Genomic DNA, 22,387 nt, shown 5'->3' with positions numbered 1-22,387 from the left:
CGCCACGGCGAGGGAACGTTCCGGCCGGTCGGCTGGTGTGACCCGGGTGGGGCCCGGACGTCCAGTAGACAACGGCCTTGGTCGACCCGCAGCCGGCGGGTCCCAGGTCGGCCCGAAGGGCGCCGGGCCCCCATCCGCAGCACGTAGATACCGAAAAGGGCGTTCTTACCCCGTTCTTGTCGAATCGACACCACCGTACGAACGACGTGGCGCGTCACGCCTGGCCGCGGCCACTATGGTGGACGCCTGCGTACGGACATGAAGGGGCAGCAGTGAACGACGGCGACGGAGCCCTCGCGGCACAGGCCCAGGGGCGGAAGTTCGGCCCGCTCGGCACGGCCTTGGTGATCATCCCGACCTACAACGAGGCGGAGAACATCAAGTCCATCGTCCGTCGGGTGCGGCAGTCGGTCCCCGAGGCTCATGTCCTCGTGGCGGACGACAACAGCCCCGACGGCACGGGCAAGCTGGCCGATGAGCTGGCGGCCGAGGACGAACAGGTCCAGGTGCTGCACCGCAAGGGCAAGGAAGGCCTCGGCGCCGCCTACCTGGCGGGCTTCCACTGGGGCATGGACAACGGCTACGGCGTCCTCATCGAGATGGACGCCGACGGCTCCCACCAGCCCGAGGAGCTGCCCCGGCTGCTCACCGCGCTCAAGGGCGCGGACCTGGTGCTCGGCTCCCGCTGGGTGCCCGGCGGCCGGGTGGTGAACTGGCCGAAGTCCCGCGAGTTCATCTCCCGCGGCGGCAGCCTCTACTCCCGGGTGGCCCTCGACCTGCCGCTGCGCGACATCACGGGCGGCTACCGAGCCTTCCGCCGCGAGACCCTCGAAGGCCTCGGCCTGGACGACGTGGCCTCCCAGGGCTACTGCTTCCAGGTCGACCTGGCCCGCCGCGCGGTCCGGGCCGGCTATCACGTCGTCGAGGTCCCCATCACCTTCGTGGAGCGCGAACTCGGTGACTCCAAGATGAGCCGCGACATCCTCTTCGAGGCCCTGTGGCGGGTCACGACGTGGGGCGTGGGCGAGCGCGTCGGCAAACTCCGCGGCCGCGCGAACCCCGGGAGAAAGCCGTCACAGCCGTAGCCCTACGACTTCACAGGCGTCGTTGATCGTCTGCTTATCCCGCACTGAGCCGGGTCCAGGCACACTGGACGTATGACGACTGGCGCACCCACCCCTTCCTCCGCCGCCCGGCCTCCGCGTTCCCGGCTGCGTACGTTCCTGCCGTTGGGCATCGCCGTGTGGCTGGTGCTGGAGATCTGGCTGCTGACGGTGGTCGCGGGCGCGTCGAGCGGTTTTACGGTCTTCCTGCTGCTGCTCGCCGGGTTCGTGCTCGGCGCCGTGGTGATCAAGCGGGCGGGCCGGCGGGCCTTCCAGAACCTGAGCCAGGCCGTGCAGCAGGGCACCGCCCCGGCCAGCGGCGGTGGCAGCGGCCTGATGATGCTGGGCGGCCTGCTGCTGATGATCCCCGGTCTGATCTCGGACGCCCTGGGCCTGCTCCTGCTGATCCCGCCGGTCCAGAAGGCCCTGGGACGCTACGCGGAGCGCGTGGTCGAGCGGAAGCTCGGCAAGGCGGCTCCCGGCACCCTGGGAGACGCCTTCCAGCAGGCCCGTATGCGCCGCCCGGACGGCAAGGTCGTCCAGGGCGAGGTCATCCGCGACGAGCCCGCCGACGACGCCCCGCAGGGCCCGCGCCCGCCGCTCACCCGCTGACGCTCCTCCCGGACACCCGGACACCCGGACGCCGGGACACCCGGACCCTGGACACGCAAAAGCGCGGGCGCCGTACATGTTCGTACGGCGCCCGCGCTTACTTGCTTGTACTTGTTCGTGCGGTAGAACCGCTCCGCACCTTCAGGACTAGGCCGACTTGCGGCTGTCCCTCGGGTGAACCGCGATATTCATCGCGCCGGAACGGAGAACGGCAAGACGCTCCTCAAGGACCTCTTCGAGTTCCTCGCGGGTGCGCCGCTCCATCAGCATGTCCCAGTGGGTACGCGCGGGCTTGGCCTTCTTTTCCTCAGGGCCGTCGCCGTCGACCAGGAGTGCCTGGGCCCCGCAGACCTTGCACTCCCACTCCGGCGGAATCTCCGCCTCGACCGAGAAGGGCATCTCAAAGCGATGTCCCTTCTCGCATGCGTACTCCACGGCCTGGCGTGGCGCCAGGTCGATACCGCGGTCCGTCTCGTAGCTGGTCACCACGAGGCGCGTGCCGCGAAGAGCTCGCTCACTCATGAATCGTGCCTCCCGGGCTTGTCGCCCACAGGACAGGTGTCGCTGTCGTCGTCATCCGGTCAACGTCCGGTCGGCGGTAAAGATTCCCGTACGGGGTCATGCGTCGCCGTCGTAGCCGCCCCTTGTTGTACCCACCAGCACCCGGTTTGTCACATCTATGAGCAGATGTCACCTAGCGATTCGTCATCTTTGACGCGCAGTAACGGTACGCCAGGCAGGCCAAACGCGTACACTACCGCCCTTTCGCCTCCAGCGCTAAATCCTCTCGGGAAGAGGATTCCCCGCGTCGCTGATCGCCCGCGCCACCGGAACCCGCGCGAGCAGCACGAATCCCACCACGAAGAAGACCACCAGGGAGATGATCGCGTCCCGATAACTTCCGGTCAGCTGGTAGGTCACCCCGAACAGAAGGGGACCCAGCCAGCTCATGCCCCGATCGCTCATCTCGTACGCCGAGAAGTACTCGGCCTCTTTCCCGGGCGGCACCAGATGGGAGAACAGGGACCGGGACAGCGCCTGGCTGCCGCCCAGGACGAGACCGATCCCGGCGGCCAGCACGAAGAACCAGACGGGCGCGCCGGCGGGCAGGAAGTACCCGGCGGCCAGCGTCACCGTCCACGCGACCAGCGAGCCGAGAATCGTCCGCTTGGCCCCGTACGTCCGGGCGAGTCGCCCCATGCCGAGCGCGCCCGCCACCGCGAGCACCTGGACCATCAGGACGGCCGTGATGAGCGCGGACTGGCTCAGGCCCAGCTCCTCGGAGCCGTACACGGACGCCTGGGAGATCACCGTCTGGATGCCGTCGTTGTAGATCAGGTAGGCGAACAGGAAGGACAGGGTGAGCGGTTTGCCGCGCATGTCCCGGACGGTCGCCGCGAGCTGCCGCCAGCCCTGCGCCGTGGGCGCCTCGGACGTCGTACGGCCGCGGTCGCGCAGCCGTTTCAGCGGTACGAGGGTGAAGGCGCCCCACCAGATCCCGGCCGAGGCGAGACAGATGCGGACGGCCATCGACTCGGAGAGTCCGAAGGAGTCGTGGGCCGTGAAGAGGATCAGGTTCAGGACGAGGACGAGGGAGCCGGCCGCGTAGCCGAAGGCCCAACCGCGGGAGGAGACCGCGTCGCGCTCCTCCGGAGGGGCGATCTGCGGGAGGTAGGAGTTGTACACGACCATCGAGACGGCCACGGAGGAGTTGGCGACGATCAGCAGGAAGCCGCCCAGGAGATAGCGGTCGCCGTCCAGGAAGAACAGGCCCGTGGTGGCGGTCGCGCCCACATAGGCGGCGAGCGCCAGGAGGGGCTTCTTGCGGCCCGTACGGTCGGCCGCCGCGCCCGCGAGGGGCATCACCAGGATCGACACGATGACGGACGCGGAGACCGTGTAGGCGAAGAAGGACCCCGCCCGAATCGGTATCCCCAGGGGATGCACGAACCCGTCCGGGTCCGCCGCCGACTTCGCGACCGAGGTCAGATAGGGGCCGAGGAACACGGTGAGCACGCTCGTCGAGTAGACGGAGCAGGCCCAGTCGTAGAAGTACCAGCCGCGCTGCTCGCGCCGCCGCTCGTCGGCCTCGTCGGCCGGCTGTGACCGCAGGGTGTCGGTACCCACCCGTGCCCTCGCTTCCCCGTGAACGCGTCGTCCCGGGGGCTCAGGTCCAGACGCCCCGCTCCACCATGACCTCGCGCAGTGTGTCGATGTGATCGGTCATGATGCCATCGACTCCCAGGTCCAGGAGCCGGTGCATGCGATCGGCCTCGTTGATGGTCCACACGTGGACCTGCACCCCGCGCGCGTGGGCGGCGCTCACGAAACGCCGGTCAACTACAGGGACGCCCGACTGCTCCTCGGGCACCTGTGCGGCGACCGCCGAACGGCGCACCGGGAGAGGTGCGCCCCAGGACCGCAGCCGCAGATTCAGCACCCCGCGCGTGCCGAACGACGTGGCCAGGCGCGGGCCTGCCAGGTGCTGGGCACGGACCACGCGCTTCTCGGAGAAGGAGCCGACGAGGACGCGATTCCAGGAGTCTGTGCGCTCCAGGAGGTCCAGGAGCGGGCGGAGAGCCGGCTCCGCCTTGATGTCGACGTTCCAGCGCACCTCGGGGAAGGTCTCCAGCAACTCCTCGAAGAGGGGCACCGGTTCCTTGCCCGCCACGCGCGCGTGGCTCACGTCCGACCAGAGCAGGTCCGCGATCCGCCCGGCGCCGTCGGTCACCCGGTCCAGGGTCTCGTCGTGGAAGGCGACGAGCTTCCCGTCCGCCGTGGCGTGGACGTCGGTCTCGATGTACCGGTAGCCGAGCTCCACCGCGCGGCGGAACTGGAACACGGTGTTCTCCAGGCCGTCCGCCGCCCCGCCCCGGTGGGCGAAGGGGATCGGGCCGGGGTGGTCGAGGTACGGATGACGTATGAGCGTGGTCACCGGGGCAGTATGGCCCGTTCCGGTGACCCGGTGGCTACGACCGTGCTGCCGCCGGATGCCGGCGGGGCGCCGAACACGCGCAGGAACAGCTGGGCCAGCGGACCGATCGCCAGGGCGTAGAGCAGGGTGCCGATGCCGACGGTGCCGCCGAGCGCGAAGCCGGTGGCCACGACCGCGACCTCGATCGCCGTCCGGATCAGGCGGATCGAGCGGCCCGTGCGCCGGTGCAGCCCGGTCATCAGCCCGTCGCGCGGGCCCGGTCCGAAGCTCGCCGAGATGTAGAGCCCGGCGGCGGCCCCGTTGAGCACGATGCCCGCCAGCAGCAGGGGAATCCGTAGGGCCAGGCCGTGCGCGTCGGGGACCAGGGCCAGGGTGCCGTCCATGGCCAGGCCGACCACGAACACGTTGGAGACCGTGCCCAGCCCCGGGCGCTGACGCAGCGGGATCCACAGGAGCAGCACCGCCGCGCCCACGATGATCGAGACGACGCCGATCGTCAGGCCGGTGAGTTCGGCGAGGCCCTGGTGCAGCACGTTCCAGGGCTCCAGGCCCAGGCCCGACACCACCAGGAGCGCCGAGCTGGCGCCGTACAGCGCGAGTCCGACGTACAGCTGGACCAACCGTCGCCCGAGACGGTTCCGCGTGGACAAGAGGTGCCCCCTGATGGTGGTAGTGGCCTGATGCATGTCACTCTGTGGCTTGAGAACGAATGGCATCCATGGCCAATTCCGGGAAGGTGGACTGGTTTCCATGGCGCAGTGGACCTCGGCGATGGGCGCCGCGCAGCTCGCCCGGCTGCTCAACTCCCAGCAGGACCGGCCGGCCGGACCCGGCACGCGCCGACCGCCCGCGTATCGCGCGCTAGCGGACGGCATCCGGCTGCTCGTGCTGGAGGGGCGCGTACCGGTGGCCGCCCGGCTGCCCGCCGAGCGGGAGCTGGCCCTCGCGCTGTCCGTCAGCCGCACCACCGTCGCCGCCGCCTACGAGGCGCTGCGTACCGAGGGGTTCCTGGAGTCGCGGCGCGGGGCCGGCAGCTGGACCTCCGTACCGGCCGGAAATCCGCTCCCCGCGCGCGGGTTGGAGCCGTTGCCCCCGGAGGCACTCGGTTCGGTGATCGACCTCGGCTGCGCCGCCCTGCCCGCGCCCGAGCCGTGGCTCACCCGGGCCGTGCACGGCGCCCTGGAGGAACTGCCGCCGTACGCCCACACGCACGGCGACTATCCGGCCGGGCTGCCCGCGCTGCGCGCGATGATCGCCGAGCGGTACACCCTGCGCGGGATCCCGACCATGCCCGAGCAGATCATGGTGACGACCGGTGCGATGGGCGCCATCGACGCCATCTGCCACCTCTTCGCGGGGCGCGGCGAGCGGGTCGCCGTCGAGTCGCCCTCGTACGCCAACATCCTCCAGCTGATGCGCGAGGCGGGTGCCCGGCTGGTGCCCGTGGCGATGGCCGACGGGCTCTCCGGCTGGGACATGGACCGCTGGCGGCAGGTGCTGCGCGACGCCGCGCCCCGGCTCGCGTACGTCGTCGCCGACTTCCACAACCCGACCGGCGCCCTCGCCGACGACGACCAGCGGCGCCAACTCGTGGACGCGGCCCGCTCGGCAGGCACGGTGCTCGTCGCCGACGAGACGATGACCGAGCTGTGGCTGGACGACGACGTCGACATGCCGCGCCCCGTCTGCGGCTTCGACCCGGCGGGCTCGACGGTCATCACCGTCGGCTCCGCCAGCAAGGCCTTCTGGGCGGGCATGCGCATCGGCTGGGTCCGCGCGGCCCCCGACGTGATCCGCAGCCTGGTCTCGGCCCGTGCCTACGCCGACCTCGGCACACCGGTGCTGGAGCAGCTCGCCGTCAACTGGCTGTTCAGCACGGGCGGTTGGGAACAGGCGGTGGAGATCCGTCGTGGCCAGGCCCGCGAGAACCGGGACGCGCTGGTCGCGGCGGTACGGCGGGAGCTGCCCGACTGGGAGTTCGAGGTGCCCAAGGGCGGGCTCACGCTGTGGGTGCGCACGGGCGGACTGTCGGGCTCACGGCTCGCCGAGATGGGGGAGCGCGTCGGGGTCCGGGTGCCGTCCGGGCCGCGCTTCGGTGTCGACGGCGCCTTCGAGGGGTATGTGCGGCTGCCGTTCACCGTGGGCGGCGCGGTGGCCGAGGAGGCGGCGGTACGGCTGGCCGCGGCGGCCCGGCTGGTGGAGAACGGGGTTAGCGGCGGCGGCGACTCGCCACGCACCTTCGTGGCGTAGACGAGTCTCCAGGAGCATGGTTCCGGCGCGGGCGGACGGCTCCCGGCCGCCCGCACCGCACCCGCGCTGTTACGAAGTCTCCGCCACGGCGGCCTCCACCACCGCTTCCGTCGCCAGCGTCTCCTCCGCGTCCGCCGGTGTCGTGCGCGGCGGGAGCAGGGCCAGGACCGCCTGGCGGTGCGCGTCGTTCGTCGCGTCGTCGTACGGGTCCGGGGTCGCCGGGACCTGGAGGCGGTGGACCGGGCCGCTGCCGAGGCGGGCGTAGCCGCGGCCCGGGGGGACCTGGGCGATCGGCGTGGTGTGCGGGGGAGCGCCCAGGACCGCCTCCAACTGGGCGGCGGTGGCGGGGCCGAGGACGACACGCGCGCGTGTGTGCTGCCGTACGGCGTCGCTGAGGGTGTCCGCGCTGTCGAACTGGTCGGCCACCACCACCGTGACGTTGGCCGCGCGGCCGTGCCGGAGGGGGACCTGGAGCAGGGACTGCGGGTCCTCGTAGCCGTCGGCCGTGGCCACGTGGGCGAAGGCGCTCGGGCGGTCCAGGATGATCCACAGGGGGCGCCTGGTGTCGTCCGGTGCCGGGTGGCCCGACTGGCGGGCGCGGTTGGCCGCGATCAGCCGGCGTTCGGTCTCCTGGGCGGCCCACTCCAGGCTGGCCAGGGCGCCGGCCAGCCCGCACTCGACGGCGAGGACGCCGTCCCGGCCGGTGAGGCACGCGTACTCGCCGGTGCCGCCGCCCTCGACGATCAGGACGTCGCCGTACTGGAGGGCCTGGAGGGCGATCGAGCGCAGCAGGGTGGAGGTGCCGCTGCCGGGCTGGCCCATGACCAGCAGGTTCGGCTCGGTGGAGCGGATGCCGGTGCGCCAGACGACCGGCGGGACGTCGCGCTGTTCCGCACCGTGGGTGAGGGGGAGCGTGCGGTGGACCTGGGTCGGGTCGGTGAAGCCCAGGACGGTCTCGCCGGGGGCGGTGACGAAGCGCTGGGCGGCGATGTCGGTGGGGAGCGGGGCGAGGACGCCGATCGTGAGCTGGTTGCCCTCCTCGTCCCACGCGAAGTGGTACTCCCGGCCGCGGCCGGACTTCGCGGTGAGCAACTGCTCGATCCGCGCGCGGGAGTCGGCCTCGCCGTCGGTGAAGTACGCCGGATAGCGGACGACCAGATGGGAGATCCGGCCCGCGCCGTCGAACTCGTGGGCGGGGAACGCCTTCTCCCAGTCGCCGCCGTGGGCGAACAGGGGAGCCGGGTCCTCGGCGGTCGAGAAGTAGGGCACCAGTGCCTCGTAGAGGGGCCGCAGGCGCTGGGTCTGGGACTCGTCGGGCCCTTCGGGCGCCGGCGGGGTGCGATCGCGGCCGTGCCATGCCGCCGCCGCCATCAGGGTGATGGCGGCGAGCAGCGGGCCGTACGGGACCAGGGCCACGACCAGGATCACCGAGGCCACCAGGAAGAGCAGCGGCCCGCGCTTGTCCTTGGGGGTCTCGGCCCATCTGCGCCGGCCGGCGGATGCCAGCCGGCGCAGACCCTTGGTGATCGTGATCACTGGATGGAGGACATCGGTGGCGCTGTCGGCCGCCGTCCGGGCCAGCTCCCGGCTCCGGGCGATCTGGGCGGTGCCGTTGCTCAGGATGCGGGGGAGGGGGCGCCGGGCCACTGCTGTCTCCTGAAGGTCCGTACGGGTGGTTGCGTCAGAACTTGATTCCGCCGAGGAGGCTCGCCAGGCTCTCGCCGCCGGCCTTGATGCTCGGCGCGATGGCCGTGCTGGCCATGTAGAAGCCGAAGAGTGCGGCCACCAGGGCGTGGGAGGCCTTGAGTCCGTCCTTCTTGAAGAAGAGGAAGACGATGATGCCGAGAAGGACGACGCCTGACATGGACAGGATCATTTGAGCTCTCCTGGTTCGTGGGGACAGTCACCATGAGTTGTTCCAGGATCACAGGATGTATCCATACGATAAAAGGTGCAAGTGGGTGAATGTCGGCGAATTTCCCTCGGATGGCGGAGCGCTTTCGGGCCGTCTGAGCAGGGGTTTCACCTGTGTCGGGCCCAGTGGTGATCTTTGCCTCGGAGGGGGCCGGTCATGTGTCTGTGGAGCCAGTACGCTGGCGATTCACCCGTACTAGTGAGAGGCGGTCAGGCCGATGAGTGAAGCCCCCGACCCCGAGGTCGTGGAGTTCGCGACCAAGATCTTCGATCTGGCCCGCCAGGGCGGGACCGAGGCGCTGGTCGCGTACGTGGACGCGGGCGTCCCGGCCAACCTCACCAACGACCGCGGTGACTCCCTGGTGATGCTCGCCGCGTACCACGGGCACGCCGACGCCGTACGGGCCCTCCTGGCACGCGGCGCCGAGGCCGACCGGATCAACGACCGGGGCCAGACCCCGCTCGCCGGAGCCGTCTTCAAGGGCGAGCAAGAGGTGATCGAGGTCCTCCTGGAGGCCGGCGCCGATCCGGCCGCGGGCACCCCGTCGGCGGTCGACACGGCCCGGATGTTCGCCAAGGGCGAGCTGCTGGAGCTGTTCGGCGCGCACTGACGCTCGGCCCGTCGGCAGTCGAGGCGGGCCGTCTGACCAGGTACGACAAGGAAAACGGGGGAAAACGGGGGAAGGCAGCACGGCGCCGCCCGAAATTTCGGTCGCGGCATCGAGAACTGCCGGGTCATCATGACGTCGTGATTTACGGACGCGATGGCTGGGCAGGTGTTGCCGCACCGCGCGGGCCGTAGTTGCGGCCCGCATGGGCCACCTACGAGAGGCAGAGGAAAATGGTCTACAGCAAGCAGGAAACGGCGGGCGCCCCGACGTGTTGTCACGCGGCCAGGTAGTGCACGTCCCCCGGTTGCGTCGACGCTTGATGTGAGGCTGTTTCCCATGTTCGATCCGGTCATAGCGCCCAGCGGTACGCTGCTCGGCCTGCTTCAGCGGGGCCGCGGCGACGGCACACTGCACGCGCTCACCGCACCCCGTGCCGAGGCACTCGCGGCACTGAACCACTGTGTGCTGCGCGACCCCCGCCACGACTGGCAGGTGGAGAACCGCTCCCTGTACTACGCCCGTCTGTACCTCGATCTGGGCGGCGGCCTGGACGCCGTGGAGGCGCACCTCTTCGACACCGAGGACGTCCTCGACACCGAGGAGTCACGCACGGGCCTCGCGCTCGCCGTCCTCGGGCACCTCGCCTCCTACGGCAGGCGGGACGCGCTCGCCCTGCTGCGCAGGTACGCGGCCTCCGGCAGCAACTGGGCCTGGGCGCTGGACGAGCTGGCGCTCAGGGACGACGACGCGGGCCTGCGCGCCCTCGCCGCCCCCGTGCTGGCGCGTTTCCCGGCCGACCCCGAGGGCGAGGCCGAACTGGCCACCGCCGTGCGCGACGCCTTCGAACCCCGGCCCTGGCGGCTGTGGGCCGAGGATCCACGCGAATCGATCGGCACGCGCGTGCGTGCCGCCCAGGAGGCCGGCTGCTTCGACCTCTGGCAACGCCAGATGCGACCTACCGGGCCCCGTCCGGGGTGGAGCGTGCAGGCGGTGTTCGAGTGGGCCCAACAGGGCCTCGAACGCGGAGCCGCGCTGCACGTCCCCGCCGCCCGCTGCCTCACCGCCGTCGCGGGCCCCGAGGACCGGCCCGAGATCGTCGAGGCCGCCAAGGACGGCGGCGAGGGCGCCCGCTGCACCGCTCTGCGCTATCTCGCCGACAGCAACGACCCCGAAGCACTCCCGCTCATCGAACGCGCGGTGGCCACCGGCCCGGCACCCGTGGTGGAAGCCGCCGTGGACGCCTTCGAACGGATGCGGTCCGTCGCCGCCGTCGACCGGGCCCGCGGCTGGGCCCGTCGGCCCGACCCGCTCGGCGCCGCCGCAGGACGCATGCTCGCCTGCCGGGGCGGAGCCCAGGACAGCGACCTCGTCCTCGGCGCCCTCAGGGAGGCCGTCATGGGCGAAGGACCCGACGCCCCCACCCTGTGGACCCTCGTCGACGGCGCCGGACGCCTCGGCATCGTCTGCGCCGCCCCCGTCCTGCGCCATGTGTACCGGGAGACTGCCTCGTCCCATCTGCGCGGCCGGGCCGCCCGCGCCCTGGCCGCCACCGACCCCTCCTACCCCACCGGCTTCGCCGTCGAGTGCCTCTGGGACTGCGAGGAGACCACCCGCGAGATCGCCGCCCGGCACGCCGAGACCGCCGACGCCCGCGTCGTGGAGCAGCTCCGCAGACTCGCCGCCGACCCGGCCGAGGAAGCGGAAGTCCAGACAGCCGTACGGAGCCGGATCGGGCCCGACGCCCCCGCAGTGTGAACGTGGGATGACCCGCGGGTCAGACGCGCATGGACGCCGTCTGACCTGCTCGGGTGTGCAGCGCAACGCTCATGGGACGTTCACCGTTCGCATAGATCGACGTTGACGCGGGCACGTCCAGCGCGGCGAGAACACGGGTATGCGTGTCGTCATCGTGACCGAATCCTTTCCCCCCGATGTGAACGGCGTGGCCCACTGCGCGCTCCAGACCGCCCGGCACCTCGTGGATCGCGGTCATCATCCGCTCGTCGTCGCGCCGGCCACCTCGGCCGGCCCCGGGCCCGACGCCGAGTCGCCGTGCCCCGTCATCCGTGTCCCCTCCCTACCGCTCCCGGGCTACCCCCAGGTCCGCGTCGCCCTCCCCAGCCGACGCGTCGCCGCGGCCATCACCGAGCACCGCGCCGACATCGTGCACCTGGCCAGCCCCTTCATCCTCGGCGTCCGCGGCATGGCCGCCGCCGCGCGGCTCGGCATCCCCGCCGTCGCCGTCTACCAGACCGACCTCGCCGGATACGCCCGTACGTACGTCGGTGCGGGCGAGGCCACCGCCTGGCGGCGCATCCGCTCCGTCCACGCCGCCGCCGACCGCACCCTCGCGCCCTCCAGCGCGGCCCTGGGCGACCTGGAGGCACACGGCGTGCCCCGGGTCCGTCTCTGGCCGCGGGGCGTCGACGCCGAGCGTTTCCGCCCCGAGTACCGGGACGACGCGCTGCGCCGCGAACTCGCCCCGAACGGCGAACTGCTCGTCGGCTACGTCGGCCGGCTCGCCCCGGAGAAGCAGATCGAACTCCTCGCCGGAACCTGCGGCATCGAGGGCGTCCGGGTCGTGGTCGTCGGCGACGGACCCAGCCGACCGCACCTCGACGAGGCGCTGCCGGGCGCGGTCTTCCTCGGGCGGCGTACCGGCGACGAGCTCGCCCGTATCTTCGCCTCGTTGGACATATTCGTGCACACCGGACCTTTTGAGACCTTCTGCCAGACCGTCCAGGAAGCCATGGCCAGCGGCGTCCCCGTCGTCGCGCCCGCCGCCGGCGGCCCGCTCGACCTGGTCGCCCACGGCCGCACCGGGTTCCTCTTTCCGCCACGCGACGAGGCCGCCGTGACGGACGCCGTACGGACCCTGGCCGCCGATCCCGCACTGCGCGCCGAGTACGGCACCGCCGCGCGGGCCATGGTCGAGGGCCGCACCTGGGCGGCCGTCGGCGACCAACTGATCGCGCACTACGGCGATGTCCTCGCCGCGCGCAGGGCGGTGGTGGCGGCATGAACACCGCCTCGCTGCGGATCGTGCGGCTCGCCAACTTCGTGGCCCCCTCCTCCGGGGGGCTGCGCACCGCCCTGCGCGAGCTGGGCAAGGGCTTCAAGGAGGCCGGGCACGAGCCGGTCCTCATCGTGCCCGGCGAACGCCACACCGACCGCGAGACCGAGCAGGGCCGCGTCATCACCCTGCCCGGCCCGCTGCTGCCCGGCACCGGCGGCTACCGCGTCCTCGCCGACAAGCGGCGCGTCGCCAACCTCCTGGAGCACCTCGCCCCGGACCGCCTGGAGGTCTCCGACCGTACGACCCTGCGCTGGACCGGCAAATGGGCCAGGCGGGCCCGCGTCCCCGCCGTGATGGTGTCCCACGAGACCGCCGACGGCGTCCTGCGCACCTGGGGCCTGTCGGAGAACATGTCCCGGCGTACCGCCGACGCCCTCAACGTCCGTACGGCGCACACCTACGCGCGCGTGGTGTGCACCACCGAGTTCGCCGAGCGGGAGTTCGTCCGCATCGGCGCCCGCAACGTCGTACGGGCACCGCTGGGCGTCGACCTGGTGGGGCGTCGTCCGGCGCTGCGGGACCCGGTGCTGCGCGCGGAGTACGCGCGCGTGGACGAGGTTCTCCTGGTGACCTGCACCAGGCTCTCCGTGGAGAAGAAGCCCGGCACGGCGCTCGACGCCCTGGAGGCGCTACTGCGACGCGGGCGGCGGGCGGTTCTCGTGGTTGCCGGGGACGGGCCGCTGCGGGCCCGGCTCGAACAGCGGGCGCGGGAGCGGGGGTTGCCGGTCACCTTCCTCGGGCACGTCTCCGACCGGCGGCTGCTCGGCGCGCTCCAGGCCTCCGCCGACGTGTGCCTGGCACCCGGGCCCGCCGAGACCTTCGGGCTCGCCGCGCTGGAGGCCATGGCCTGCGGCACGCCCGTGGTGGCCAGCGCCTCGTCCGCACTGCCCGAGGTCATCGGCTCCGCCGGCGCCACGGCCGCGGACAACGGCAGGGCCTTCGCGGACGCCGTGGACATGCTCCTGGAACGCTCCGAGGTGGAGCGGCGGGAGATCGCACGAGCGCGTGCCGAGTGCTTCGGCTGGCACACGGCGGTCGACGCGTTCCTCGCGGCCCACGACGCGGATGTTCCGGTACGGCGGTTCGTGCCCGGAGGCGTGGCATGAGAACGGTCCGTTTCGTCGCCCTCGGTGACTCGCTCACCGAGGGCGTGGGCGATCCCGTCGGCGGGGCGTGGCGCGGTTGGGCCGCGCTGCTCGCCGGCGGACTGGCCGAACAGCCCGAAGGGGCCGTGGAGTTCACGAACCTGGCGGTCAGCGGGGCGCAGACGCGGGACGTGCTGGACCGGCAGACCCCGGCCGGGCTCGCCCTGAACCCGGACGTCGTGTCCGTCGTCATAGGCGTCAACGACACCCTGCGCTGCACCTTCGACATCCAGGCCCTGGCCGCCCGCCTCGACGAGGTCTACGCCGCCTTCACGGCGCGGGGCGCGGTCCTGCTCACGGCCTGCCTGCCCGACCCGGGCGCGATGCTCGGCCTCCCGGGCGCGCTGGCCCGTCCGCTCGCCCGGCGGCAACGCGCCGTCAACACCGTGGTGCACGCCCTCTCCGAGCGCTACGGGGCCGTGCATCTGCACGCGGCGGAGGGCGAGTGGATCATGGGGCGCGAGATCTGGAGCGCGGACCGGCTGCACCCCGGTGAGCGGGGGCACCGCCAACTGGCGCTGCGTTTCCACGCGTTGCTCACCGAGGGGGGCGTGGCCTCGGGGGCCGCGCCGTCGCCCGAGCCCGAGTTCCCGGCGCCCACCAGGTCGGCCAGCCTGCTGTGGCTGGCGACCGCGGGCACCGGCTGGGTGGCCCGCCGCTGCACCGACCTGCTGCCGCAGCTCCTGAGGTTGGCCGCCGACGAGATGCGCCACCGCGCGCGGGGCACGAGTGCCCGACTCGACCTGAGCGCGTCCCACGCGGTGTCTGCGGCCCTGGCCGCCCTCTCGGTGGGAGAGAAGCAGCCGGACGCCGCATAGGGCGTCAGGGGCCTCAGCGGCGCCGTACGGCCACGAAACGGACCGGGGTGCCGGGCACCGCCTGGGCGGCCGCCGGGAGGTCCGAGGGGCGGACGACGGCGATCACCGGATACCCGCCGGTGGTCGGATGGTCGGCGAGGAACACCACCGGGTGGCCGTCCGGCGGAACCTGGACGGCACCGAGGACCATGCCCTCGCTGGGGAGTTCACCGGTAAGGGCCCGCTCCAGGGCGGGCCCCTCGGTGCGCAGCCCGATGCGGTTGCTCGCCGAGGACACCCGGTACGCGCGGGACGTGAACGTGCGTACCGCCTCCGGGGTGAACCAGTCGTCGCGGGGCCCCAGGGTCACCCGCAGGACGAGTTCGGTCGGCGGAGCCGGCTGCGGAGCGACGTCCACGCACGCGTGGCGGATCGTCGGGGAACCCAGCGGCAGTATGGCGCCGTTCGTGAGCGGCGCCGGGCCGAGCCCGGACATCAGGTCCGTGGAACGGCTGCCCAGCACCGGCTCGACGCCGACCCCACCGGCGAAGGCGACGTAGGTGCGTACTCCGGAGACGGCCGTTCCGATGTCCAGGAGCGCCCCGGCGGGCACGTGCACGGGTGCTCCCCAGGCGACCGGCCGTCCGTCCACCGTGACCGGGCAGGGGGCGCCCCCGACGGCCACGAGGATCGTTGAACGAGGCCGTACGGAACAGCCGTTGAGGGTCGTCTCCAGGACGGCGGCCTCGGGCCGATTGCCGACCAGCCGGTTGACGAGGGCCGCCGCGGGCCCGTCGAGCGCCCCGGAACGCGGCACCCCCAGGTGCGCGTGTCCGGGCCGTCCCAGGTCCTGCACGGTGGTCAGGGCCCCGGCTCGTACGACGGCGACCGCACGGTCCGTCATACGTCCGCCACCGGGACGAAGCGCACGCGCGTTCCCGGCGACAGCAGCGCGGCCGGTTCGCGAGCGGTGTCCCACAGGACCGCGTCCGTCGTGCCGATCAGCTGCCAGCCGCCGGGCGAGGCACGCGGATACACGCCGGTGTACGGGCCCGCCAGGCCCACGGCACCGGCGTGGACGGCCGTGCGCGGGGTGGCCCGGCGGGGGACGTCGTAGCGGGCCGGGAGGCCGGTGAGGTAGCCGAAGCCGGGGGCGAACCCGCAGAAGGCGACGCGGAACTCGGTGGCCGCGTGGATGCGGGCCACCTCCCGCTCGGGGACGTCCCACAGTGCGGCGACGTCGGCGAGGTCCGGGCCGTCGTAGCGCACCGGGAGTTCGATCACCTCACCCGCGCGTGGGGGAGCGGGGGGTACGTCGGAGGTCGTGAGTTCGGAGGCCAGGCGGGTCGGGTCGTCGAGGCCGTCGAGGAGGACCGTGCGGGCGGCGGGGACGATCTCGCGGACGCTGAGCAGGCCCTCCGCGCGGCGGCGCAGCAGCTCCGCGTGGACGGCCTGGGCCTCCTCCCCGGAGGCGACCTCGACGAGCAGCGCGCTGTCGCCGACGGGCAGCACCCTCATACGAAGGCCTCCACCCGGACACCCGACTCCAGGAGCCGCGCGCGGACCCTGCGGGCCAGGTCGACCGCGCCGGGCGTGTCCCCGTGCAGGCACAGGGAGCGGGCCCGTACCTCGATGCGCGCCCCGGAGAGCGCGTCGACCGTCCCGGAGCGGGCCAGGCTCAGTGAGCGCTCCACGACGGCCTCGGGGTCGGTGACCACCGCGCCGTCCCGGCCGCGCGGTACGAGCGTGCCCTCGTCGGTGTAGGCGCGGTCCGCGAACGCCTCCGTGACGGCTGGCAGCCCGGCCTTCGCTGCCAGTTCGAGCACGGCCGAGCCGGGCAGCCCGAGCACGGGCAGCGAGGCGCCGGCCAGGAGTACGCCCTCGATCACCGCGGCGGCCTGCTCCCGGTCGTGCACGATCCGGTTGTAGAGCGCGCCGTGCGGCTTGACGTACGACACGCGCGTGCCCGCCGCGCGGGCGAACACCTCCAAGGCGCCGATCTGGTACGCCACTTCGGCCGCCAGCTCGGCGGACGGCACGTCCATCGCGCGCCGCCCGAACCCCGCCAGGTCCCGGTAGGACACCTGCGCGCCGACCCGTACCCCGCGCTCGGCCGCCAGCTCGCACACCCGTCGCATGGTGACCGGGTCCCCGGCGTGGAAGCCGCAGGCCACATTGGCGCTCGTGACGACGGACAACAGCTGTTCGTCGTCGGTGAGATGCCAGCGGCCGAAGCCCTCGCCGAGGTCGGCGTTCAGATCGATCATCATCTCTCCTGGTCGGGCGACGGGTCAGACGACGCGGTACTGCTCGTCGCGGGCGTCGGTGACGAACATCTGGCCCGGCGCGTGCGTGATCGCGAACGGCGGGCGGGACGCCATCACCGCGGCCTGCGGGGTCACTCCGCAGGCCCAGAACACCGGGATGTCGTCCGGCGCGGCGTCCACCGGATCGCCGAAGTCCGGCCGGCCGAGGTCCTCGATGCCGAGCCCCGAAGGATCGCCGCAGTGTACGGGGCTGCCGTGCACCGCCGGGAGCAGCGCGGTCTCCCGGATCGCCGTCGCCAGGTGTTCCGGCGGCACCGGGCGCATCGACACCACCATCGGGCCGTGCAGCCGCCCCGCCGGGCGGCACGGGCGCCCGGTCACGTACATCGGGACGTTGCGGCCCTGCTCGATGTGCCGGATCGGGACGCCCGCCCCGCTCAGCGACCACTCGAAGGTGAAGCTGCAGCCGATCAGGAACGACACCAGGTCGTCGCGCCAGTACGCCCGCACGTCCGTCGGCTCGTCCGCCAACTCGCCGTCCCGCCACACCCGGTAGCGCGGCAGATCGGTGCGCAGGTCCGCGCCGTCCGCGAGAACCGTCTCCCAGGAGCCCGCGTCCGTGACGTCGAGCACCGGGCAGGGCTTCGGGTTGCGCTGGCAGAACAGCAACATGTCGTAGGCCCAGTCGGCGGGCACCGAGATCAGGTTGACCTGGGTGTGGCCCGCCGCGACCCCGGCCGTAGGGCCCGTCAGCCCGGCCCGGAAGCGGGCCCGGGCGGAACGCGGGCTCCACGCGTGCGCGTGCTCGTCGACGAGGGTCAGGGGGCGGTCCTCCGTGCGGTTCACGCCAGTTCCTTTCCACGCGTCTCCGGCAGTCCGAGGAGCGCCAGTGCCGCGATGCCGTAACCGACGGCCCCGAAGACGAGCGCTCCGCCCACACCCCAACTGTCGGCCAGGAAGCCCACCAGGGTCGGGAAGACGGCGCCCACCGCGCGGCCGGTGTTGTACGTGAAGCCCTGCCCCGTGCCGCGCAGCGCCGTCGGATACAGCTCGCTCAGATACGAGCCGAAGCCGCTGAAGATCGCCGACATGCAGAACCCGAGCGGGAAACCGAGCACCAGGAGAAGGGTGTTGGAGCCGATGGGGATGTGCGTGTACGCCAGGACGCAGATCGCCGAGAGCAGCGCGAAGAGCCAGATGTTGCGCTTGCGGCCCAGCACGTCGGTGAGGTAACCGCCGGTCAGATAGCCCAGGAAGGCGCCGGAGATCAGGAAGGTCAGATAGCCGCCGGTGCCCACGACCGAGAGGCCGCGCTCCGTCTTGAGGTAGGTCGGCACCCAGGTGGCGAGGGTGTAGTAGCCGCCCTGGACGCCGGTGGAGAGCAGACCCGCGAAGACCGTCGTGCGCAGCAGGCCCGGGGACTCGGCCGTGCCCGGCTTGAAGATCGCCGCGAACGAGCCCTTCTGGGGGTTCTGCTCGCGGGCGGCCGTCGCCTCCGGGGCGTCGTGCACCCGGCGCCGCACCCACAGCACCAGCAGCGCGGGCAGCGCGCCGGTCCAGAACATCACCCGCCAGGCCAGGTCGTCGCCGAGGAACGAGAAGACCAGCGTGTAGACGACCGCGGCCAGCGCCCAGCCCACCGCCCAGGAACTCTGGACCGCGCCGAGCGTACGGCCGCGGTGCTTGGCGCTCGCGTACTCGGCGACCAGGATCGCGCCGACCGCCCACTCACCGCCGAAACCGAGGCCCTGGAGGGCGCGGAACACCAGCAGGGTCTCGTAGTTGGGCGCGAAGCCGCAGGCCACCGTGAAGACGGCGTAGGTGATCACCGTGATCATCAGGGCCTTGACGCGGCCGACCCGGTCGGCGAAGACACCCGCCACGGCGCCGCCGACCGCCGAGACGACCAGCGTGACCGTGGTGAACAGGCCGGTCTGGCCGCTGTCCAGGCCGAAGTACGCGGCCAGCGCGACCATGCTCAGCGGCAGCGTGAAGTAGTCGTAGGAGTCCAGGGCGTAGCCGCCGAACGCGCCGGCGAAGGCGCGGCGGCCGTTCGGGCCGAGGGCGCGCAGCCAGGCCAACGCGCCGTCGTCGGCGGTCAGTTCATCCCCGTCGGGATGTGTTCCGGTGTTCAGGGCCTGAGGTGGAGGGGTCGTGCTCATGGGCACCTCGCAGAAGGAGGACGGAGGGTGCTGGGAGTGAGCAGGGCTGTGCGGAAGCCGTCGGCGCCGGGGTGAGCGGTGGCGCCTTGCCGAGAAAGGTAGAGGATCGTTGAACGATCCTTCAATACCCATGTTGTTTCGTTCTTGTATCTGCGGTTGAATTCCGGGCATGGCAGAGCAACTGGCGGGACTGGCCGACGACCGTGCCCTCCTGGGCCGTACGAGCACCGCGGAACGCGTCTCGGACATCCTCAGGAGCCGTATCGCGGACGGCTATTTCCCGCCGGGCACCCGGCTGTCGGAGGACAGCATCGGCGGGGCGCTCGGTGTGTCGCGCAACACACTCCGAGAGGCGTTCCGGCTGCTCACCCATGAGCGCCTCCTCGTCCACGAGCTGAACCGGGGCGTCTTCGTCCGGGTCCTGTCCGTCGAGGACGTCGAGGACATCTACCGCACCCGACGCCTCGTCGAGTGCGCCGTCGTCCGCGGACTGGGCGAACCGCCGTACGCCCTCGAAATGCTCGCCTCGGCCGTCACGGAAGGGCAGTTGGCGTCCGTCGAAGATGACTGGAAAGGCGTGGGTACGGCCAACATCCACTTCCACCGGGAACTCGTCGCCCTCGCCGGCAGCGCCCGCACCGACGAACTGATGCGCAGCGTCTTCGCCGAACTCCGGCTCGCCTTCCACCTCGTGGACGACCCGAAGGCCCTCCACGAGCCGTATCTCCAGCGCAACCGCCTGATCCTCCAGGCACTCCAGGCGAACGACTCCGCCGAGGCCGAGAAACTGCTCGCGGTCTACCTCGACGACTCGCTCGAACGGGTCGTCGACGCGTACCGGAACCGGGTCGGCGAGGACGGCACGGCGGTCGACTGAGGACGGCACGGCGCTCGACCGGCCCGCACACACGGTTGAGGCGGTAGTCGCTTCTGCGTCGTTTGGGTCGTTGTCAGACCGAGGACCTACTCTGTGCAGCGTGACTTCGCCTGCATCGACGGACAGCGTTCCGCCCCAGTTCAGCGCGGCGCCGCGTCCCGCCCCGGGCCCGGCCGCCGACGAGGGACTGGCGCGGCGACTGCGCGCGCTCGCCTGCACCGCGCCGCTGCACGACCTCGACGCACGCAAGGCCAATCTCGCCGGCGAGTACTCGGTCTACGGCATGGCGGAGGTCGCCCTCGCCGCCATCGACCTGGTCACCCTCAACATGGACTTCGACACCGGTGCGGACCACGACCAGATAGTGGCCAGGCTCATCCCGCGCATCGCCGCCCAGGCTCCGCAGCGCCCCGTCGTCGAGCACGAGCGCGTGGCCCGCTGGGTCCTGGAGAACCTGATCAACGTCGGCAGCGTCGACCGCGGCTTCCGCACGGTCTACGGCACGTTCGCCCAGGACGGCACGTATGTGCGCCGCGACTACGACTTCAAGCTGATCGAAGAGGTCCCCGGCTACGGCGGCAGCGTCTACCTCCGGACGACCGACGAGGCCGTCAATGTGCTCGTGGGTGCGCTGGATACCGACGTCACCAGTGCGCAGATCGCCGCTGAGGTGAAGCTTGAGGTCCTGATCAGCCGGGGGCGGCTTGCCGATGCGCAGCTTGCCGCCGAGCAGGCCCGGTATCGGACCGTGCAGTACTCGGAGACCCTGCGCCGTGCGCTGGATGCCACGCGGCGCAACGTCCGCGCGGTGGACTGGCTCAATGCAGTGCCGGACATGATCGCCGAGGCCCTCGATCACGTTGCCGATCGGTACCGGCACGAGAACGCGATCCTGACCAATATCCGCAAGGCCCGTGATGAGTCCGAGGATGCCGAACAGAAGCGGCGCGCGGCCGAGTTGGTCGACATCGTCAAGGACTGCATCCGGCGGCACACACAGCTTCAGTCGCGTCTTATGGAGGCCGGGCCGCTGTTCCGTGCCGAGCAGGATCGACAGGCTTTCGCCACGCCGATGACCACCTCGGGGATCGACCTCTACGGGCATCTCGTCTCGCCCGTTCTGCCGTTGCCGCTGGAGCAGGCGATCCGGGTCACCGATGCGTTCTTCGCTCGCGGGACCGGGTTGCGTACGCCGGTGTCGGTTCGGGTGGGGGATCTGGTCGACATACTGCTCACCCCGCCCGCCGAGCGGGAGCATCTCGGTGCGGAGATGCCCGAGCCGGATCTCATCGCCACGCCGGATGACAGTCGGTTCAGTGAGGAGCAACTGGCTGCGGCCATGGAGTTGCTTGATCTGCCTGCGGATGCGCCTCGGCGGTTGTCGGGACTGCTGGCGGATGCGCGGCGTAAGGATGCTGAACTGCCTTATCTGGTGGCCCTGTTGGCCGTGCATGCGGCCAGTCCGCCTGTTGGTACTGCTTATCGGCAGGGGGAGCCGAAGCTCTTGTTCGCCGTGGACGACGGGGTCGAGCTGGATGATCCCGAGTTCGGTGGGGCCGATCTGATTGTGGGGATGGCCCTTTTGGACACGGTGGGGATGGCTGCCGGGCGGAGTGAGGCGGCGTGATGTTTCTGTCGTTGTTTGAGTGCGGGCTCGCTGTGGCTGGTCGCGCAGTTCCCCGCGCCCCTGAAGGGGCGCCTGGTGTCAGCCTCGTTTTTAGTTTCAGGGAGTTGTCGTCGTGAGTGAGCCCGTCGAATGGAGTGAGCCGGAGGTTGCCGCCGCGCCGGTGACCGCCGTCATTACGCCCGCCGATGCCGCCGACGCGGCTCGGCTCGTCGCGTTCGGGCTGCAGCCGAAGTTGCAGCCCGCGCGGGACCAGGAGTACGCGGAGCTGCTCCGCCGATACCGCGAGGATCCGCCGTTCGCCCGGCTCGCCGATGCTGTGGCTGCCGGGCTCGGGCTGGTTGTGCTGGAGGTGTCCCCGCGCGCGGGGATGGCCGTAACCGCCGCCGAGGACTCGGTGTTCGCCGTGCGGATGGGGGACTACGCGCGTCGTACGGCCGCCGACTCCGGGGACCGGTTCCTGCACGGGCTCGCACATCTTGCCGTTGCCGCCATGGCGTTTCCGCGGCCCGAGGATCTTGCCGACGACGGGTACATCGGGCGTGTCACGGTCAACGGGGTCGACGCCTTCGTACGGCAGGCCTGCCGGCGGCTGGAGGAGCGGGCCGACGAGCAGGGCATGAACACCGACCCGGCCACCGACGCGCCCGGGCTGGAGGCCGCCTGGCGGATCTGGGTCAGACGCAGCGCGACCGGAGCCACCAAGGACGCCCGGAGACTGGCCGGTTCGACCACCGGGATCGTTGGTAAGGCCGCTGCCTTTCTCACCGACTCCGGGTTCCTGCAGCGCACCGGCGACGACAGCGGCGGGACCTATCGCACGACCGCGCGTTATCAGCTCCAGGTGCGTGACATGGCCGGAAGCGCCGCCATGGCCGAGCTGTTGGAGCTGGGCGTCGTCCCGGTCACCGACGGCACCGCGAGCCTGATGCCTGCCGAGGACACCGAGGATCTGGAGCTGGTGGCCGACGCCGGGCTGCCGTTCCACTCCTGAGATTCCTCTGCTGCTGAGGT

At 71.7% G+C, this 22,387-nt stretch carries 22 protein-coding genes; 11 read left to right on the top strand and 11 right to left on the bottom strand.

What is annotated here, in order from left to right; genetic code table 11:
- The first annotated feature begins 272 nt into the window (after window positions 1-272).
- Together OG407_RS11120 and fxsA are read left to right on the top strand one after the other, a co-directional pair.
- Window positions 273-1,085 carry a polyprenol monophosphomannose synthase gene (locus tag OG407_RS11120; protein WP_403598207.1) on the top strand — a complete coding sequence of 271 codons (813 nt, stop codon included), beginning with the start codon at window positions 273-275 and terminating at the stop codon, window positions 1,083-1,085.
- A 72-nt stretch (window positions 1,086-1,157) separates the two neighbouring features.
- The gene (gene fxsA, locus OG407_RS11115) at window positions 1,158-1,715 is read left to right on the top strand and encodes an FxsA family membrane protein (protein WP_405857337.1); all 558 of its coding nucleotides are present in this window, start codon (window positions 1,158-1,160) and stop codon (window positions 1,713-1,715) included.
- A gap of 147 nt (window positions 1,716-1,862) precedes the next feature.
- Here fxsA and OG407_RS11110 read toward each other — a convergent pair whose 3' ends face one another.
- The 4 genes from OG407_RS11110 to OG407_RS11095 all read right to left on the bottom strand — a co-directional run bounded on the left by OG407_RS11110 (window position 1,863) and on the right by OG407_RS11095 (window position 5,336).
- A complete protein-coding gene (locus tag OG407_RS11110) occupies window positions 1,863-2,237 on the bottom strand; it encodes an RNA polymerase-binding protein RbpA (protein WP_003977404.1) in 375 nt (124 codons plus the stop codon).
- Between the two features lie 255 nt (window positions 2,238-2,492).
- Entirely contained in the window at window positions 2,493-3,842 is a 1,350-nt protein-coding gene (locus OG407_RS11105; RefSeq protein WP_405857335.1) for an MFS transporter, read from the bottom strand.
- Window positions 3,843-3,882: 40 nt separating this feature from the next.
- On the bottom strand, window positions 3,883-4,650 hold the full coding sequence (locus OG407_RS11100) for a glycerophosphodiester phosphodiesterase (protein WP_405857333.1): 768 nt from the start codon (window positions 4,648-4,650) through the stop codon (window positions 3,883-3,885).
- Window positions 4,647-5,336 (bottom strand): YitT family protein, encoded by a 690-nt coding sequence (locus OG407_RS11095; protein WP_405857331.1) that lies wholly within the window; start codon window positions 5,334-5,336, stop codon window positions 4,647-4,649. The genes OG407_RS11100 and OG407_RS11095 overlap by 4 nt, the downstream gene beginning before the upstream one ends.
- Before the next feature lie 64 nt (window positions 5,337-5,400).
- Here OG407_RS11095 and OG407_RS11090 point away from each other — a divergent pair, with 64 nt between their 5' ends.
- Window positions 5,401-6,900, top strand: a complete 1,500-nt coding sequence (locus OG407_RS11090; protein WP_405857329.1) for a PLP-dependent aminotransferase family protein — start codon at window positions 5,401-5,403, stop codon at window positions 6,898-6,900.
- A gap of 69 nt (window positions 6,901-6,969) precedes the next feature.
- On the opposite strand, the gene OG407_RS11085 is transcribed toward OG407_RS11090, so the two are convergent.
- Window positions 6,970-8,547, bottom strand: a complete 1,578-nt coding sequence (locus tag OG407_RS11085; protein ID WP_405857328.1) for a hypothetical protein — start codon at window positions 8,545-8,547, stop codon at window positions 6,970-6,972.
- Window positions 8,548-8,581: 34 nt separating this feature from the next.
- Window positions 8,582-8,776, bottom strand: coding sequence for a hypothetical protein (locus tag OG407_RS11080; RefSeq protein ID WP_019059657.1), 195 nt, complete (start codon window positions 8,774-8,776; stop codon window positions 8,582-8,584).
- A 256-nt stretch (window positions 8,777-9,032) separates the two neighbouring features.
- On the opposite strand from OG407_RS11080, the gene OG407_RS11075 reads away from it, so the two are divergent.
- From OG407_RS11075 to OG407_RS11055, 5 genes are all read left to right on the top strand, one after another.
- Window positions 9,033-9,425 (top strand): ankyrin repeat domain-containing protein, encoded by a 393-nt coding sequence (locus OG407_RS11075; protein ID WP_327405506.1) that lies wholly within the window; start codon window positions 9,033-9,035, stop codon window positions 9,423-9,425.
- A gap of 336 nt (window positions 9,426-9,761) precedes the next feature.
- Window positions 9,762-11,180, top strand: coding sequence for a HEAT repeat domain-containing protein (locus tag OG407_RS11070; protein WP_405857326.1), 1,419 nt, complete (start codon window positions 9,762-9,764; stop codon window positions 11,178-11,180).
- Window positions 11,181-11,319: 139 nt separating this feature from the next.
- On the top strand, window positions 11,320-12,447 hold the full coding sequence (locus tag OG407_RS11065; RefSeq protein ID WP_405857324.1) for a glycosyltransferase family 4 protein: 1,128 nt from the start codon (window positions 11,320-11,322) through the stop codon (window positions 12,445-12,447).
- Window positions 12,444-13,607 (top strand): glycosyltransferase, encoded by a 1,164-nt coding sequence (locus OG407_RS11060; RefSeq protein WP_405857322.1) that lies wholly within the window; start codon window positions 12,444-12,446, stop codon window positions 13,605-13,607. Before OG407_RS11065 ends, OG407_RS11060 begins: the two co-directional genes overlap by 4 nt.
- Entirely contained in the window at window positions 13,604-14,464 is an 861-nt protein-coding gene (locus OG407_RS11055) for an SGNH/GDSL hydrolase family protein (RefSeq protein WP_405857320.1), read from the top strand. The genes OG407_RS11060 and OG407_RS11055 overlap by 4 nt, the downstream gene beginning before the upstream one ends.
- Window positions 14,465-14,477: 13 nt before the next feature.
- On the opposite strand, the gene OG407_RS11050 is transcribed toward OG407_RS11055, so the two are convergent.
- From OG407_RS11050 to OG407_RS11030, 5 genes are read right to left on the bottom strand one after another with little or no spacing between them, the layout of a single operon-like run.
- A complete protein-coding gene (locus OG407_RS11050) occupies window positions 14,478-15,347 on the bottom strand; it encodes a biotin-dependent carboxyltransferase family protein (protein WP_405857318.1) in 870 nt (289 codons plus the stop codon).
- The gene (locus tag OG407_RS11045; RefSeq protein WP_405857316.1) at window positions 15,344-15,961 is read right to left on the bottom strand and encodes an allophanate hydrolase subunit 1; all 618 of its coding nucleotides are present in this window, start codon (window positions 15,959-15,961) and stop codon (window positions 15,344-15,346) included. Before OG407_RS11045 ends, OG407_RS11050 begins: the two co-directional genes overlap by 4 nt.
- Complete coding sequence (locus OG407_RS11040; RefSeq protein ID WP_405868360.1) at window positions 15,958-16,710, bottom strand: LamB/YcsF family protein; 753 nt, start codon at window positions 16,708-16,710, stop codon at window positions 15,958-15,960. Before OG407_RS11040 ends, OG407_RS11045 begins: the two co-directional genes overlap by 4 nt.
- A 24-nt stretch (window positions 16,711-16,734) precedes the next feature.
- A complete protein-coding gene (locus tag OG407_RS11035) occupies window positions 16,735-17,556 on the bottom strand; it encodes a putative hydro-lyase (RefSeq protein ID WP_405857314.1) in 822 nt (273 codons plus the stop codon).
- Window positions 17,553-18,872: an MFS transporter gene (locus OG407_RS11030; protein ID WP_403598249.1), complete on the bottom strand. Its 1,320-nt coding sequence runs from the start codon at window positions 18,870-18,872 to the stop codon at window positions 17,553-17,555. Before OG407_RS11030 ends, OG407_RS11035 begins: the two co-directional genes overlap by 4 nt.
- A 169-nt stretch (window positions 18,873-19,041) precedes the next feature.
- Between OG407_RS11030 and OG407_RS11025 the strand changes: the two genes are divergently transcribed.
- The 3 genes from OG407_RS11025 to OG407_RS11015 all read left to right on the top strand — a co-directional run bounded on the left by OG407_RS11025 (window position 19,042) and on the right by OG407_RS11015 (window position 22,367).
- The gene (locus OG407_RS11025) at window positions 19,042-19,749 is read left to right on the top strand and encodes a GntR family transcriptional regulator (protein ID WP_403598252.1); all 708 of its coding nucleotides are present in this window, start codon (window positions 19,042-19,044) and stop codon (window positions 19,747-19,749) included.
- A gap of 100 nt (window positions 19,750-19,849) precedes the next feature.
- On the top strand, window positions 19,850-21,376 hold the full coding sequence (locus OG407_RS11020) for a hypothetical protein (RefSeq protein WP_405857312.1): 1,527 nt from the start codon (window positions 19,850-19,852) through the stop codon (window positions 21,374-21,376).
- A 112-nt stretch (window positions 21,377-21,488) separates the two neighbouring features.
- The gene (locus OG407_RS11015) at window positions 21,489-22,367 is read left to right on the top strand and encodes a hypothetical protein (protein ID WP_405857310.1); all 879 of its coding nucleotides are present in this window, start codon (window positions 21,489-21,491) and stop codon (window positions 22,365-22,367) included.
- The last annotated feature ends 20 nt before the right edge of the window (window positions 22,368-22,387 follow it).

It is taken from the genome of Streptomyces sp. NBC_01515, assembly GCF_045040345.1.
Classification (GTDB): Bacteria; Actinomycetota; Actinomycetes; order Streptomycetales; family Streptomycetaceae; genus Streptomyces.
The sequence above is the reverse complement of the archived record's forward strand: the minus strand, read 5'-3'. Positions and strand labels throughout refer to the sequence as shown.